Origin of the sequence: Legionella parisiensis (assembly GCF_001467945.1) — a bacterium.
Classification (GTDB): Bacteria; Pseudomonadota; Gammaproteobacteria; order Legionellales; family Legionellaceae; genus Legionella; species Legionella parisiensis.
Genome location: NZ_LNYQ01000013.1, coordinates 1,249,998 through 1,265,654 on the forward strand (window position 1 = coordinate 1,249,998; position 15,657 = coordinate 1,265,654).

The window sequence follows — 15,657 nt, forward strand, 5'->3', positions numbered from 1 at the left end:
TACAATCTCAATTATAAGTAGGCAAATGATACAGTATGTATCTTTTGTTTTCAATATGGTATTATGCAGAAAAAATGATACACTAACTTCTCATTTTTATGTAGGTATACTTTACCTTCATGCTTTCAGGTAGGATTAAAAACTTAACCCGCTTTTTCGTAAGTTAGTTTTTTCAGGCAGTATTATCATGATGATAAATCAAGAGTATCGCGGTTCTATCTATGCCATTTTATCTGGATTTCTTTATGGGTTTATTGGCTATTTTGGTATAAGCGCAATGAATGGCAATTTATCCGCGAGCACTATGTTGTTCTGGCGTTTTTTAATTTCCAGTATGATTATTTTAATCATCATGTTGCCCAAAATAAAAAAAAAACACGATTCTTATAAAAAGATGTTTCTTGCCTTTTTAACAGGCGCTTTCTTTTATGGTGTATCAACCTGGCTTTATTTTTTAGCATCTCATTACATAGGTTCTGGACTGGCGATGGTTATCTTTTTTACCTATCCAGTACTTATTATGTTGCTCAATTACTTCTTTTACGGGCAATCAATTCCTCAAGTTTATTATTTTGCCATTGTAGTGATTTTAATCGGAATGACGCTTATGGTGAAATTGAATGCACTGTCTTTTGACCTATGGGGTATTTTACTGGGCATTGCTTCTGCTTTTTTTTATGCATGCTATGTAATAGGCAGTAAAAGGAATGAACTCTCTCCAAATATGTCTACTTTTATGGTTTGTTTGGGGTGTATGGTAACCAGTTTATTAGTTTCTCTTTTTAATCACTCTTTCTCGATCCCATCCTCAATGGACGTTTGGTATCATTTATTAGGAATCTCTGTCATTTCAACCGTAGCTCCCATAATTTTGTTGTTGTACAGCTTGAAATACATCAACTCAGAAAAAGCTTCTATTTTATCCGTTTTAGAGCCGGTATTTGTGGCAATTTTTGGTGTATTACTTTTAGGTGAAAAATTGGACCTCTGGGGCGCTGTGGGTATTGTATTCGTATTAACAGGGGCACTTCTTACTTTATTTAGCCATAAAATAACCGTTGGCCAATTGAAGTTTCAGCTCGTGCGTAGTGAAGATGTGAGGTAATTGTTCTCATAATGCATCAGGGGCTTGCCGCCTACTGCTTCCACATAGATCTTCCATACAACTTACTGAAAATTCATATTGGGCACATCTTGGCATGGACTTAAATCTGATTTTATATTCTCCAATAATCTTAACTGGTGACTAGGAGACAGTCTTAGACTTTTGTCCATGCGACAAATTTTACGTCATTTTGTGAACAGTTACCTGCTATTTTTAATACCAACTCCCGTTACAACCGCCGCAGCCGCCACAATCAGTAGCACAAGTCCCGCAACAGGGATTGCCGCCACAGTTGACCAAAAAGGCAGTTGAGCACACCAAGATTACAGCCAGTATTATTTTTTTCATTACCTGTCCTTATTATGGTATGTATATTAACTATACTCTATGTTTTTGAATTTAACCAATTTATACGCAAGTTTTTGTCTTAGCGCTAAACAGATCCTAGATTTCTGCTATCTTAACCTCACTGCTCTGAATTCTTGCGTTCCGATGTCATTTTTACTCAGGTTCGCGAAAGGGAAACAGACCTCAGTTTTCTGCAATGTATAGCCATTGCAATTTCCATAAATTATAAATAAATATTTGATTTTGTGTAGTATTTAAATAGATAGCAAGAGATTTATGGGGTAAGTGGCGATTATTAGCAACGTAGCTTAGCAAATCATCAGAAACACCGGTTATATCCCATTCACAGCCATTAACATAAAACTGATATTCGAATTGTTCATCTGATTTTTGATAAGCAAAACGACATGTTGCATCCCTGTTCAGATCTGATCCTGTTTTTATTTTCTTAATAAAATGTGGTAAATCAATTAGTTTATTTTCTTCTAAAGGCAAAGGTAAATGCATTTCTGCCTCTTGATCGAGGCGTGTTGCAAAGCATCCAAACCAGGATTTCATTATTTTATCGTCACTGATTAATTGGTGTAACAGTTTTTGTGCAGCTTGCCAGGCAGGGCGGGTGATTTCAGAGGTACTGTGCAAATGAGACCAATCAGGGTCTTGATATAATGTATTGAATGTTTCTTTTTCAGCTAAATAATCACCTAGACTATCCAATAATTCTTGTCCTTGATAACTACGATAGCCAAAAGAGTAGGTCATGCAATCCTCGGAAAGGGAAATGCCGTAGTGGCCCACATGGGGTGGAAGATATAACATATCTCCCTCTTCAAGAGTCAAACGCTCTTCGACGTCAAATTGTTCCATAATACGAAGTTCGAGATCTTTGATGTAATTCTCATTATTGCATTTTTTAGTAGTGAGTGACCATTCTCGTCGTCCCTGAGCTTGATATAAAAAAACATCATAATTATCGTAATGAGGTCCGACGCTGCCATGGAGTGCAGCATAGCTAATCATAATATCATCAATCCGCCATTGTGGAATAAAATCAAAATGATCGAGTAAATCATATATCTCAGGAATTAATCTATCTACGCCTTGTACGAGCACGGTCCAATGGGTGGGGGGGAGAAGATTAAAGTCATTTTCAGAAAATGGCCCGCGCTTTAAATGCCAAAAAGGTTCTTCATGGGGTGTTTCGAAGATAAGGCGACTTTCAACATCTTCTTCAAGTGCAAGGCCCGCCAATTCATCAGGAGATAATGGATTCGTGAAATCCGGAATGGCATTACGAATCACTAGAGGTTTTTTTTGCCAATACTCGCTGAGAAAGGTTTTCAAAGAAATTTGCTGAAAATTGATCATAAGTTGTTAATACTCCCAAAAAATATCTGATTACTATAGCCTGGGGGCAGCGAAGTGAAACCCAGGAAAAATAAGCTCAAAATCCCAGGTTACGCTTCGCAGTAACCAGCCTTCAATGAATAAACTTGAGTTGTACTTTTTAACTCGATTGTAAGATACGTTCCAACTCACCCTTTGCTTGCCGTGAGAAGTTGATTAGGTCGCTTTCTTTTTCAAAAAAGTCAAATGATTGAATTAATGTCTCTTCGTCATGTCTTTGGAATGCTATTGTCTTTTTCTGAATGTCCTCATCTTTATAACCCAGGAATTTCATAATTTCCTTGGTCATACTCAAAGAAGAGTCAAATAATTCTCTAATGAAATAATCTACACCTACTCGATATAATTCATAAGCATGGCGACGGTTACGAGCTCGAACAAAAATTTTGAGGTGAGGAAAATGTTGTTTCGCTAACTTGACAATCTTTAGATTTGCATCTGGATTTCCAACAGCAACTATCAGGAGTTTTGCATGTTCAGCACCAGCACTTTTTAATAAATCCAATCGGCTGGCATCTCCAAAATATCCTACATAACCAAATTTTCTGAGTAACTCAATTTGTTCGGCATTTTTTTCTAATACTGTAATTTTTATATTTTCACCATTAAGCAAACGCCCAATAATTTGTCCAAAACGTCCATAGCCGGCAAGAATAATCCCATTTCTTTCATTGATGGAGTCATATTCACGTTCAGGTATGAAGCTCATAAATTTGGGGATAATAAAGCGCTTATAAAGAAGGATTAAAAAGGGAGTAGCGAGCATGGATAATGCAACCACAAGAGTAAAAAAAGCCTCATATTCTGGGCTGATTACTTTAATTATCCCGGCATATTGAAAGAGTACAAAGGCAAATTCACTCCCTTGAGATAAAGCAAAAGCAAAACCTACAGATTGCAACTTGCTTAAGTCAAACAAAAATCCTAGAAAATACAAAATAGCGGCTTTAAGTGTAACTAGGGCAATCACCGTAATGAGAATCAGCATGGCTTTCTGCGAAAAAAGAGAGAAATTCATTGCCATTCCCACAGAAATAAAAAATAATCCAAGCAAGATTCCTTTAAAAGGTTGGATATCAGCATCAACTGCATGTTTGTACTGGGAATTGGCTAATACAACACCTGCAATAAATGCGCCTAAGGCAGGAGAAACACCAATAAACTCCATTAATAAAGTAACCCCAACGACTAAAGCAAGTGAAAAAGCGGTAAATACTTCGCGTAAATTGGTTTTAGCAATAATTAAAAATAAATGTCTGGATAAATAATGACCGATTAAAATAACGGATCCAACTACACCAGCAACAAAAATAGCATATAACCATCTTGGTAGATGCATAATAAATGCTGATTCATGGACATTAACTTGTATGTTTCCGTGTTGTGCGAGTAGCGGGATAATAATTAATATGGGAATTACAGCAATATCTTGAAATAACAATACAGCAAATGAAGTCTCACCTTCTGCTGTTTTGAGCAAGTTTTTTTCTTGGAGCATCTGCAATACAAGAGCTGTTGACGAAAGTGACAGAGCCATGCTTACAGTCAAAGTTGCTCGCCATTCAAAACCGATCAGAACCCCAATCGCTGTTAAGATACTTGTAGTTAGGAGAACTTGTAAACCACCTAATCCTATAATGAGTTTACGAAGCTTCCATAACATGGCTGGTTCCAATTCCAAACCGATGAGAAACAACATCATAACCACACCAAACTCACCAAAATTCATAATTTGTTGGGTGTTCCCAATGAGCTTCAATCCAAATGGGCCTATAAGAATACCAACTATAAGATATCCCAGGACCGAACCCAGTTTGAACCGGCTGGCAATAGGAACCATAATGCAGGCTGAAGCAAGAAAGATGAAAACATTCAGTAATAGGTGACCATTCATAATTTAACTCTAATTGTTATTTTGCATGACAATTTTTAAATTTTTTGCCGCTTCCACAAGGGCAGGGCGCATTACGAGCAACTTTGGGTTTGCTTGTTTTATTTAATTTGTCTTTATGCACTCCATCGATATAGAACCAACGACCATTTTCTTTATGGAATTCACTCAACTCATGAATAAATTTTATTTGGTTATGCTCAGAAAAGCGTGCTTTAAATTCAACAAATCCTTTATCGGGGCCTGACATACTTGTGTCTATTACATCTAAATCAATCCAGGTCACGCGGTTAGCCCATTTCTCTGCTTCCATTTCATTAAAATTTGTTGCCGCTTTGCCTGTCATTGTATTTTTGATGTAATCAATTTTTCCGGTACTGTAAGCAGTATATCTCGAGCGCATCAATTGCTCAGGAGTTTCTGGCAGTTGTTTGTTGTCGATGTATAAACCGCAACAAAATTCATATGTATTTTGTGATCCACAAGGACAAGATGACATGATATGATCCGGCTAAAAGTAAAAATCGGATTTTGGATTATATGCGATATAGCATAAAAGTTTTACTGAATTACACATTATTTAGGGTAAAATAATGAATTCTTATTTATTTACACAAAACATAGAGCAAATCGATCATCAACAGAGTGTCAATCTATTAGAGACGGGCAAGGTCCTTTTTTTTCCCGAATATTTTTTCGCTGATGTAGACCCAATTTTGTTGTCTGAAAACGTGCTGGATGGCAGCCGTAAAAATATAAGTTATGATATTCGCAATAAAAAGTTGAGTGCCTTTAAAAAGGATATTAGCAGTTTGGATTCTAGGCTTAGGCAGATGATGCATGGTTATGCAGAATTTGCACATCAGTTAATTCAAACTGCTCTACCTTCCTATGTACCCCATTTACAATGGGGAAGAACGAGTTTCAGACCTGCGCAAATTAATGGCAGGGTTTCTTCAAAACGTAAAGATGATACTCGATTGCATGTCGATTCATTTTCGGCAAGTCCCGTCCATGGCTTAAGAATTTTACGTGTTTTTTGTAATATTAATCCACATAATGAACCGCGAGTTTGGAATCTTGGCGAACCATTTACGGATGTTCTTAATCGCTTTGCACCTCAAATTGCCCCATACAGTAAAATGAAAGCAAAAATGTTGAAACTTGTTAAAGCAACAAAAACCTTGCGTTCTCCTTATGATCATTACATGTTGCATTTACATGACACGATGAAGTTGGATGATACGTATCAGACAAGTGTTGAAAAAGTACAAATTGATTTTCCTGCTAAGAGCACTTGGATTGTTTTTACCGACCATGTGTCGCATGCAGCGTTGAGCGGCCAGCATTTGTTAGAACAAACTTTCTATTTACCGGTCAATAAAATGACAACTCCAGAGTATTCACCATTAAATCAATGGAAGAAAATTAGACCTGAGTTAAATGTGTGGTAGTATATATGCTGTAATGCACTTTATTTAATTCTCCATTTGTCTCTTGAATCTTTAAAGTAAAAACCATAGGGCTCAATGAAGCGAGTATCAAGCCGGTTTTGACAATAGTTTTTTAGTTATGTAATTATATCAAATGCTATGGGTTATGGCCCTGTGGGAGCTGTTGGTTGAAAATCATTAACAGTATATAAAAATGTTAATGAAATAGTCATATTTAAATAGAATCAAGATTTTTATTAGCTAATGATTCTTTACCTGGATAACAAAAAAGGAGTTTGTTACATGAAATATACATTTCTATCTATATGTTTGATTGCTGCAGGTCTCAATTCTGTTTTTGCAAGCGTCCTTCCTAGCGCCAAAGATGCTCAACTTTGTACGAATGCTTATAATAAACTTTGGCATACTTTTGATAGTGTAAAAGCTGATCATCGTGGCGACCCAGTAGCTCAAGCTGCCATATTTAATGTAGAGTTCCCCAAAGTGCTCGCTCAAGACTTCTCCTTGACCATTAATAACTTACCTATTGAGCCCAACAGTACGGAAACAATAACAGTGAGTGCGCAAGGACTGCCTCAAGTAGTTGTGGCGGCTTCAGAGCAAATTACCTCATGGGGGCAGCATCACATTGCAGGTCCCTTTAGCTTTAAACTCATTTCTGAATCATTACCCTATAAAACACGAGTATATCTCATGACCACAAGAGATATCGATTACACTAATTCTCCAGAAAATAGTGGTTGTGCTGCTTATTTAGCACAAAAAAATATGGTTTGTACGGTTAAAAATACCGGGCTCACAACCAGAAAGGCCATACTTAATAGCATGAACTCTCATGTTGTCACAACTTATGTCATGCCTCCTCCAAATTGCAGTCTATGGATCGCACCTCCTGTTGAAGACTTTCCTACAGAAGCCTAACTTATTACAGTCAAAATTAATTTTTGTATCCGTTAAGTTGGTCATTTATTGAATTCTCAAAGCCCTAATGAGTTTAGGGCTTTGAGGTCTTAACAGACTTCATAGCGATGAGTTTCTTAAATTACTTGCGGTGCTTTAAAAACTTTTCAAGTCCTTTAGATGTTAAAGGTTTACTGAAAAAAAACCCTTGAACTTCGTCACAGTTCTGTTGTTTTAAAAAATCCAATTGTTTTTGACTTTCTACACCTTCAGCAAGAACCTTAAAATTAAAACTACGAGCCATAGAAATAATTGCTTCTATAATTACTTCATCACTACGTGAATTAGCAATATTTTGTATAAAAGACTGATCTATTTTTAAGCAATCAATGTGCAATTGTTTCAGATAATTGATACTGGAGTTTCCTGTTCCAAAATCATCCAAAGCGATTTGGATGCCTAGTTGTTTGAGTTGATTTAGGGCATGCACAATATCTCTATGCGTAATGACCACATTTTCAGAAATTTCAAACTCTATATATTGGGGATCAAGTAAATGCTCTTTTAAAATCTTTTCCACAATATTAATAAAATTGGGTTGTTGTAATTGGCGGCTGGTAATATTAATAGCAACTCGAATGTATGGCAGTCCTTTTTTGTGCCATGATTTTATTTGTCGGCATACTTCATCGATAATCCATTCTCCTATAGGTATAATTAATCCACTTTCTTCTGCTATAGGAATAAAATCCATAGGGAGTAATAATCCTCTTTCTGGATGATTCCAACGAATTAAGGCCTCTACAGATGGTAATTTGGTTTCCTTGTTAAGATTAAATTGCGGCTGATACAGTAAATAAAACTCTTTATTTTTAATGGCATTGTGTAATTCGGATTGAAGTTTAAAACATTCATTAGTATATTCATGCAATTGAGAGGCATAAAATGAATACTGATTTCCTCCGCGCTGTTTGGCTTGATACATCGCTAAATCAGCATTTTTTAATAAATCTCCGGCCGTATCTCCATCTTTAGGATAAATACAGATTCCTACAGCGGTACTAATTATTATATCACGATCTGCTATTTTGAATGATTCCTTCATTGAGTCTAAAATTTTAGTAGCAATATTCCCAATACTTTCATTTTTTGATATATGACAAACCATGACAAATTCATCACCACCAATCCTGGCCAAGGTATCTTCTTTACGAATTAAAGTGGACCATCGCTGTCCAACTAAACCCAATAACTGATCCCCAACTTGATGAGACAAACTGTCATTGACTAATTTAAATCGATCCAAATCGAAATACAGAAGTGCAAATTGCTGTTCATGCTTTTTCGCATACTCAATACTGGCCTGTATTTTATCGATTAACAATGCTCGATTAGGTAATTGGGTCAATGGATCATGTAGTGCCTGATATTTAAGTTGTTTCTCAAGATTTGCTTGTTCTGTAATATCACGAAAACTCCATACGCGGCCAATAGTTTCCTCATTCAGACGGTGCGGAAGAGTATAGCATTCCAGTATTTTACCGTTCTTAAACGTAATAATTTCTCTGCTGATCTCATCAATATTTTTTCTAAGACGCTTAACATCAGCTAAATACTCTTTGGGTTGAATAATTTGGTTAAGCATATAGTATAAAAGGATGCTTCCATCATTAGTCACTAACATGGATTCCGGGATATTCCACATGGATATAAACTTCGAATTACAATCAATCAGCTTGTTATTCAAATCAATTACTAAAATTCCATCCGCAGATGATTCAAATGTAGATCTTAAAAGAGATAACGATTGTTGTAAGGACTCTGTACGTTCCTCGACAGTTTTCTGTAGTATTTTCTGGTGATGCTTGGAGTCATTAGCTAAAATCCATTTTCTTGTTAACGCACAGGCCAGTTGCCTTACTGCAACGACATCAAAAGGTTTTTTCAAAATAAGATAATTATCTCCCATTCCTAGTGTTTTTACTGTTTCCTCCCAACTGTAATCAGAATAAGCAGTACAAATCACTACTTGAATATCAGGATCAATCTTCCACATGTGTTTGATTGTTTCAATACCATCCCAACCGGGAGGCATTCTAATATCGACAAATGCCAATGCATAATGTATCTCTTTTGTCAGGTCTTCTTTAATTTTTTGAAGTGCTTCTTGACCTTGATATGCAGTATTGAAAATAAATTTAGGTAGAAAACACTCAATCTCAGGATTGCAGGACTCCATAAGAGAGGCTTCATCATCAAATAATTGTTTATCTAAATAATTCAATTCTGACCTGGTATTTGAAGAGGTCAAAACTTTAATAAAATCCTGATGTATCGAAGGATTATCATCAATAATCATAATGTGTAGTGGTATATCACTCATCAGGATCTCCATGTTTATCTAAAACTATCGGTAATCGGCAAGGTTAAGGTAAATTCTGCACCGTGACCAATACCCTCGCTTTTAGCTAAAAGGGAACCACCCATTTCGCTAGCTGATAAAACAGAACTGTGCAGACCAAAGCCATGACCATTTTTTTTTGTAGTAAATCCAAAAGCAAAGACACGCTGCAAGTTATCCTGATTAATGCCAACACCATTGTCTTTAATAATTATTTGCACAGAGTTTTTCTTCGTTTTTTGTACAATCAATTTGATTTCTTTAATAGAGGGAATCGTGTGCTCTAGAACAGATTCTTTAGCATTTTGAATTAGATTAATTAATATTTGCAGCAGCTTGGATTTATCGACGCTAACCAAAGGCGCAGGTTTGAACTCTTTAGTGATTTTAATACTTGCATTTTTTGAGGAGCTCAGCGAAATATTTAACGCAGTATCGAGCAACTCTGGAAGATAGATTTTTTCATTCACGCTTGATAATCCGCTAATCGATTTTTGCGTATCTACGATTTGACTTATATGGTGCAAATCATTCTGCAGATTTTCAATTTCAATACTATTCTTTTCATTTTCTTCCAGGATAATTTTTGTCAGTGTGATTAGATATTCAGGGATAACCTTGCCTTTGGGATCATGGGTTAAAAAATAAGCTAAATCCATTTGATGTTTTTCCATCATCTCCATAATTTTCAACAGTTTTTTATGAAAATCGTGTTGGAAACTATTTTTTAATAAAGTAATTGAGACATTGGAGCTGTTTAATATATTTCCAATGTTGTGTAAAATGGCTGTTGCTACCTCGGCCATTCCGGCACGACGCGCAGTAGATGATATTTGTTGATTTAATTCTTTTATTTTTTCTTCGGCTATTTTACTTTTATGAATATCAATAACAATACCAGCAAGCTGTTTATCCCCATTTTGGCATTGAGCAACTATTCGATACCAGTGGTACTTCCCATTAGGATTTCTTATACGTACCTCACATTCATAATCAATATGATCGTTTAAAGCGCGATCAAGCTTCTGAGATAATTCGAACCTATCATGTTCATGAACTAATTCCAGAAACTCTTCAAGCGAAGGTGGTTTATTCATAGCATTTAAGTGGAAAAGATTGAATAATTCATTAGACCAAATTGTACGTCCTGTGTTGCCATCAAAAGACCAATATCCTAATCCTGCGATGTTTTGCGCAAAAGAGAGCTTCTCATTTAAATTCATCATTTCGCGAGAGGAAATTTTTATAGAGCGTTCATGTAAATAACGTTCTTGCTCCACCTCCATATATGCATTATTAACGCGCTGGATAAAGGTTTTCCATTGCTCATCGGATTCAGGCTTTTTATCTTCAGCAAGGTGAGCATGTTCAAGTTGTCGTTTTAATAATTTGTGAATTTCCATATTAGCTTATTTTAGATTATGTTTCATAAATAGTTGTAATCGTCATTGTTTGGTTATGCAATTCGCAATTCCCTACAGAAAAAGGTGATAATTCTCCATACGAGTAAAAACCGATTTGAGTTGAACCTGCAGGCAAAGCAGACATTGTCGATTCGATTTCTTCTTCTGTTCGTTCACCCAAAAGCAGTCTTCTGCCTACACAACTGATATCAATGGCCAAAACTGGCCCTAATTTTTCTAAACTGTCGCTTAGCATCAATTTATTTGCGAGTAAACCGGCTTCATTAGCGCTATCAATTAATCGATCAAAATTTGCTCTCATTAATTGTGCATGCCATCCCATTGGAATGTCTCCTGCAAACACTAGAGATTGTTCTTTTTCATCAATGGCTAAAATAGTGCGTACCAATTGGACATTATCAGGCGACTTAGGGTTATTAATAGCCAAGGGATAAAGCAATCCCGAGGAGGGTAACTCAGAGGCTTTTTCGCCTAAATATTCCTTATAAAGTTGTAATGCAGGTTGATAATCAAGCTCGTATAACACATTCGATTCTGAGCGAGTAATTCGGCGTACGGGACCAAAAATATCCCATCCTCCCATAGAGGCATGGCCAACATGAATATCAGAACCGTAGAATCCTACCGCAACAACATAATGATCAAGGATTTTATCATTTAAAATAGTCCATGTTTTTTTAAAATTACTACCATCACCAGCTAAGCCGCCAGTAATTATCAGTTGAGCAGTGTTATTGGCTGAGTTTAGACCTTGTACTAACTCAGAACCATTCACATGAAGCCCATCAGACAGAATAAAAATGCTGTGGAGATCATCTGCTTTTAACTGTTCGGAGATTAGCCTGCCAGTATTTTGAGAGTCCTTGTTGTGATTTACTTCAGCTTTTGCGATTTTTAATGAGGTTTTTGCAAATTTAACGACTGCAACTGAAATGCTATAGTCAAAAAGATGATTATCTAAAATTTCACCAGCGGTAGAGCAACCAATGACTTTGGATTTTGAGTAGAAATTGCTTAATTGAATTATTGGTTCTTGAAAATCCAGAAATTCTGGAGCTGCAAAAATAAGAACTAATGTATGCTCTGAATCAAGATCAGGAAACTCATTCAAGCTCCATCCTTTATTTTTAAGGAATTGAAAAGTCTTGATTTCCATATCTCTCTCCTGGAAGAAACGTATTGAAGTAGTAGAATAAAAAAACTTTTTTTATTAGTTTAGTATAGTGTGATTTTTACAGTTTATCTTGATCAGTCAATTTATTATCCCTATTTGACCAGGTAAAACTTACCTTCATACCTTCTAGATCAGAATTCTTTTTTTTTGATATCCATGGAGAGGGAATAGCATAGACACACGAATTATAATTATTAGCTCCTTTTATTTCGGGAAAAAATGGATCAAATTTCTATATTGATTTATTGAAACAGTAGATGCCTGCATTTCAATAAGTCGTTCACTATAATGAGGCATACGTTGGTTCGTTAACGTGATGTCAGAAAAAACTTTACGTCTCAAAGTCCCAGGCAAGAATTGTTCTTGTCTTTCAGTATCCTTAACACCGAAATCATATAAAAGTGCCCCTTATAATTACACACTGCTATGAAAAATTCAGGATTTCTGCACGTAAAACAGCCTTAGCTCGTTTATCTTACGAATTAGAAGGATATAGAGTTTTACCCGTATTCAAAGAACCTTGGAGATTAGTTTTGTGATTTGTTTAAATTGATTGACATCAGTTACTCCTCTCTTTAGTATGAATAAAAATAAAGCGCATTGAAAAATATATTAACTTATGATTTGTTATCGTTCTGCAGTAATTTTTGTTTTGGAAAGCTTTTATATGCGAAAATTGATGGAGTAGGCTTATGCTTTATTTAATTGGCGAAAAAGAAGTAAATTATATTTTTGATGGGCGAACCTTCAAAGAAATCACCCATAGAGCAATCAAAACTTATAAAAAGCGTCCAGGTTTTTTTACTCAATATGAAAATGGCTATGAATTTGTGGGCGAGTTAATTGCCCCAGGTCTATATCCCTTAGCGGGTATTGTTACTGCCGGATTTTCTGCATTTGCTGCAATAGCTTCAGCTGTTGTTTGTATTGGGGCTCTGCTTGTTGCTGCTGGCTGTGCATTGTTTAGTACTCCCATGCTTCGAGATAATGCGCTTCAATTTGCTGGTTATGCGTTGTATTTTTCCGGCATTGCTCTTGCAACTGCCGGCATTAGCGCTTTACTGGCAATAATTAGTTTTCCTCATAGTTTGATTTCTATTGCTACTCGTTCTGTTGCTACATTAGTCGCGGGGGGGACGCCGGTTTCTGTTGATGTCGAGGCGTTACACCACGAGGCAGATGTTACCGTAGCGATCAGTGAAGATGAGTGCGTTTTCCGATGCATTTAGTTAGAGGAATGCCCTGCTATGTGTTATCTATATTCAGCGAACATTGGCAGTATTTTCTTGAATTACATTAGGGAAAAATCCAGAGATCCTTTTTTCTGAGCGGTTTGCTCTCGTTCTAAATAATGCATTAACATGTTTAATTCCATTTTTATACGTTTGATTTTTTGCTTTAGTTTATTTTCTATATCTTGGTAATTTTTAAGATCCAAAATGATTGTCTCTTTTTTTTCTTGTTGCTGTGTAATGACATTCAGTCTATTAATCTCAATTGCTGGATTGATGGTAAGGGAGCTCGAGTTGGTTTGATTGATGAGTTCCTCAATTTGATGAATTTGCTGTCCGAGTTCTTGTTTTTTATGTAGTGCTGTATCTAAATTTAAATTAAGCTCATTTAGCTGTTCGTTTAATTTAATCATCAGAGTAGTTAGTGATTTATTCATTGTAAAAAATCTTCAGTTTCCATTTAGTCTTAAAGCTTATAAATTAGGCCTGGATTAATAAATAATAGATTGCATTTTTGTCATAGTTGTCATTTAAAATGCAATTCCGATTAAAACAAACTTATAAAATGAAAACAACTAGGGAATAAAAAAATGGACTAAACAGATCTGTTTTAGTTAAAAAAAGATATTTATTTGTTTGTTAATTGCTCATTCCAAGCGATGTTGTTAGAATACCTAGCCCATGCGTCAATGCTGTTTTGTAAAAGGTTTACTCCATGAAAGAGATCATTCTAACCGCTATATTTGAAGGAACAATCTACAGTATTGAAGAGCGCCAAACCCATTTGCATCGGGTATTACAAGAAGATTGTGATGGGATACGTATTACCTCTGCTGAGGAGATTAGCCAACATAAAGATGCAAACCATTTTAAAATGGGTTTTAATGGATGCGGTGTTGACTATGGAGTAAAGGGACTTTTATTCGGGGCGGGCGTAGAAGAACAGAGTGAGCAAGTTGTAGCGGTAGTCAAAAAACTAATTCAAGATGGGTATAAAGTAAAGTTAAATGGTATTGGTTTAAGCCGGGGCGGGATTGCTGCAATTTTAGCGGCGATTAAATTAGCACATATTGACCCATTTCATTTGGAAACGAATTTACTTCTCTTGGATCCTGTACCCGGTAATTTATTGTATATTCCCTTACTGGATTTTTTCAAATATACCTTGACTAATCGTACACTTGATTTGTCTCACTCTAAAAATTTAAATTACGTTGAGACTCTCTATCCTTATCTCGAAGTCGGAGATGACACCGGAAAACGATTGGATCAGATTCTTGCTAATTTCCATATTCCCATAAGGCCGACTTATCCAAAACATTGTCAAGTTAGAGAAGAGGTTATTTTAGGGGCGCATTTAAAAGCGTTTCAAGATCTTGATAAAGAGCAGGATGCCGGTCAAATAAACTACTATGGCGTTGATGTAATTCCTGTTATCAGAAAACTAAGCAGAGCAATTATGTATCAGTTCCTGAGTCGAGTAGGGAGTTTGGCTGAGGTGGGGGAGAACCTTGCACAAAGTGAGATTATCAAGGAATTTGAGCGAGAACGAGAGAAATGGACAAATATTCTTACTGGGATTATTAGAAATATTATTCCCAAAAGTAGAAAATTACATTCTCAAGATGATTCTAAGATTACAGTCAAGAACTCAGCAAAGTATCTTAACAAAACGCACCGCGAACTGATTGATATGGAATCCCAGGATCCCGAAGAGCTATGCTTAAAAGTAGAACCAGAACGAACTTATTTTGAAAAGGACAGAACTCCCTTAACAAAAGAAGTTCTATTGAATTTGGTTAGCGTCGTCGAAGATAAAATGACTGACACAAGTAAGCAAGGGAGAAAGGGGGTGTTACTTACCAATATTAGGAACGGTTTGGATAAAAATGTGCCTTTTAGTGAGGAGCAATTGAGTTTTATACTCAGGGATATTCTTACAATTGTGTTGCAACGTGACCGATACAGCTATAGTTTTTATGGTACAACAACTTCTGGTTTAGGCTTGGTCAACGCCTTGAATCAACCTGAATTTACTGCGATTCAAGAGCTAATACAATTTGAGGGCAAACCCATTGAATACGCTGATTTAACCGCTTATGTTTTGGGTAGAAATGATCCAGCTCATTTTAATAGCCAAGCTAAAGAATTAAATCTTGCTCACGTAGCGGAACATGAAATTGGAGAAGATGGATACAGAATGTTGGTTTAGAGCACTTGGCTTTTGGAGCAGCTAATCGATTTTTTAGTTATGGCAGGAGCAAAGAAAAAAAGGAATGGAGCTTCGTTTCTATAAAGACAAAAGATAAATTAATATAATA

General features: G+C 36.0%; 13 protein-coding genes. 5 read left to right on the forward strand and 8 right to left on the reverse strand.

What is annotated here, in order from left to right:
- Nucleotides 1-190 precede the first annotated feature (190 nt).
- On the forward strand, nucleotides 191-1,105 hold the full coding sequence (locus Lpar_RS11600; RefSeq protein ID WP_172465795.1) for a DMT family transporter: 915 nt from the start codon (nucleotides 191-193) through the stop codon (nucleotides 1,103-1,105).
- A gap of 213 nt (nucleotides 1,106-1,318) precedes the next feature.
- Here the strand turns inward: Lpar_RS11600 and Lpar_RS19555 are convergent, their stop codons facing one another.
- From Lpar_RS19555 to Lpar_RS11615, 4 genes are all read right to left on the reverse strand, one after another.
- Entirely contained in the window at nucleotides 1,319-1,453 is a 135-nt protein-coding gene (locus Lpar_RS19555) for a hypothetical protein (RefSeq protein ID WP_259293089.1), read from the reverse strand.
- A gap of 183 nt (nucleotides 1,454-1,636) precedes the next feature.
- On the reverse strand, nucleotides 1,637-2,821 hold the full coding sequence (locus Lpar_RS11605) for a JmjC domain-containing protein (protein ID WP_058518087.1): 1,185 nt from the start codon (nucleotides 2,819-2,821) through the stop codon (nucleotides 1,637-1,639).
- Nucleotides 2,822-2,960: 139 nt separating this feature from the next.
- Nucleotides 2,961-4,754, reverse strand: coding sequence for a monovalent cation:proton antiporter-2 (CPA2) family protein (locus Lpar_RS11610; RefSeq protein WP_058518088.1), 1,794 nt, complete (start codon nucleotides 4,752-4,754; stop codon nucleotides 2,961-2,963).
- Nucleotides 4,755-4,770: 16 nt separating this feature from the next.
- Nucleotides 4,771-5,250, reverse strand: a complete 480-nt coding sequence (locus Lpar_RS11615) for a YchJ family protein (protein WP_058518089.1) — start codon at nucleotides 5,248-5,250, stop codon at nucleotides 4,771-4,773.
- A 94-nt stretch (nucleotides 5,251-5,344) separates the two neighbouring features.
- Between Lpar_RS11615 and Lpar_RS11620 the strand changes: the two genes are divergently transcribed.
- Both Lpar_RS11620 and Lpar_RS11625 read left to right on the forward strand, forming a co-directional pair.
- On the forward strand, nucleotides 5,345-6,205 hold the full coding sequence (locus Lpar_RS11620) for a Kdo hydroxylase KdoO (protein WP_058518090.1): 861 nt from the start codon (nucleotides 5,345-5,347) through the stop codon (nucleotides 6,203-6,205).
- A gap of 282 nt (nucleotides 6,206-6,487) precedes the next feature.
- On the forward strand, nucleotides 6,488-7,126 hold the full coding sequence (locus Lpar_RS11625) for a hypothetical protein (RefSeq protein WP_058518091.1): 639 nt from the start codon (nucleotides 6,488-6,490) through the stop codon (nucleotides 7,124-7,126).
- A gap of 121 nt (nucleotides 7,127-7,247) precedes the next feature.
- Here Lpar_RS11625 and Lpar_RS11630 read toward each other — a convergent pair whose 3' ends face one another.
- Genes Lpar_RS11630 through Lpar_RS11640 form a run of 3 tightly spaced genes read right to left on the reverse strand, consistent with a single transcriptional unit; the run spans nucleotide 7,248 to nucleotide 12,086 of the window.
- A complete protein-coding gene (locus Lpar_RS11630) occupies nucleotides 7,248-9,488 on the reverse strand; it encodes an EAL domain-containing protein (RefSeq protein WP_058518092.1) in 2,241 nt (746 codons plus the stop codon).
- Nucleotides 9,489-9,502: 14 nt separating this feature from the next.
- Entirely contained in the window at nucleotides 9,503-10,909 is a 1,407-nt protein-coding gene (locus tag Lpar_RS11635; RefSeq protein WP_058518093.1) for a sensor histidine kinase, read from the reverse strand.
- Between the two features lie 16 nt (nucleotides 10,910-10,925).
- Nucleotides 10,926-12,086: an FIST signal transduction protein gene (locus tag Lpar_RS11640; protein WP_058518094.1), complete on the reverse strand. Its 1,161-nt coding sequence runs from the start codon at nucleotides 12,084-12,086 to the stop codon at nucleotides 10,926-10,928.
- A 710-nt stretch (nucleotides 12,087-12,796) separates the two neighbouring features.
- On the opposite strand from Lpar_RS11640, the gene Lpar_RS11645 reads away from it, so the two are divergent.
- Nucleotides 12,797-13,333: a hypothetical protein gene (locus Lpar_RS11645; protein WP_058518095.1), complete on the forward strand. Its 537-nt coding sequence runs from the start codon at nucleotides 12,797-12,799 to the stop codon at nucleotides 13,331-13,333.
- 62 nt (nucleotides 13,334-13,395) lie between these two features.
- Here the strand turns inward: Lpar_RS11645 and Lpar_RS11650 are convergent, their stop codons facing one another.
- Complete coding sequence (locus tag Lpar_RS11650; protein ID WP_058518096.1) at nucleotides 13,396-13,773, reverse strand: hypothetical protein; 378 nt, start codon at nucleotides 13,771-13,773, stop codon at nucleotides 13,396-13,398.
- 278 nt (nucleotides 13,774-14,051) lie between these two features.
- Here Lpar_RS11650 and Lpar_RS11655 point away from each other — a divergent pair, with 278 nt between their 5' ends.
- Nucleotides 14,052-15,548 (forward strand): hypothetical protein, encoded by a 1,497-nt coding sequence (locus Lpar_RS11655; protein ID WP_058518097.1) that lies wholly within the window; start codon nucleotides 14,052-14,054, stop codon nucleotides 15,546-15,548.
- Nucleotides 15,549-15,657 lie beyond the last annotated feature (109 nt).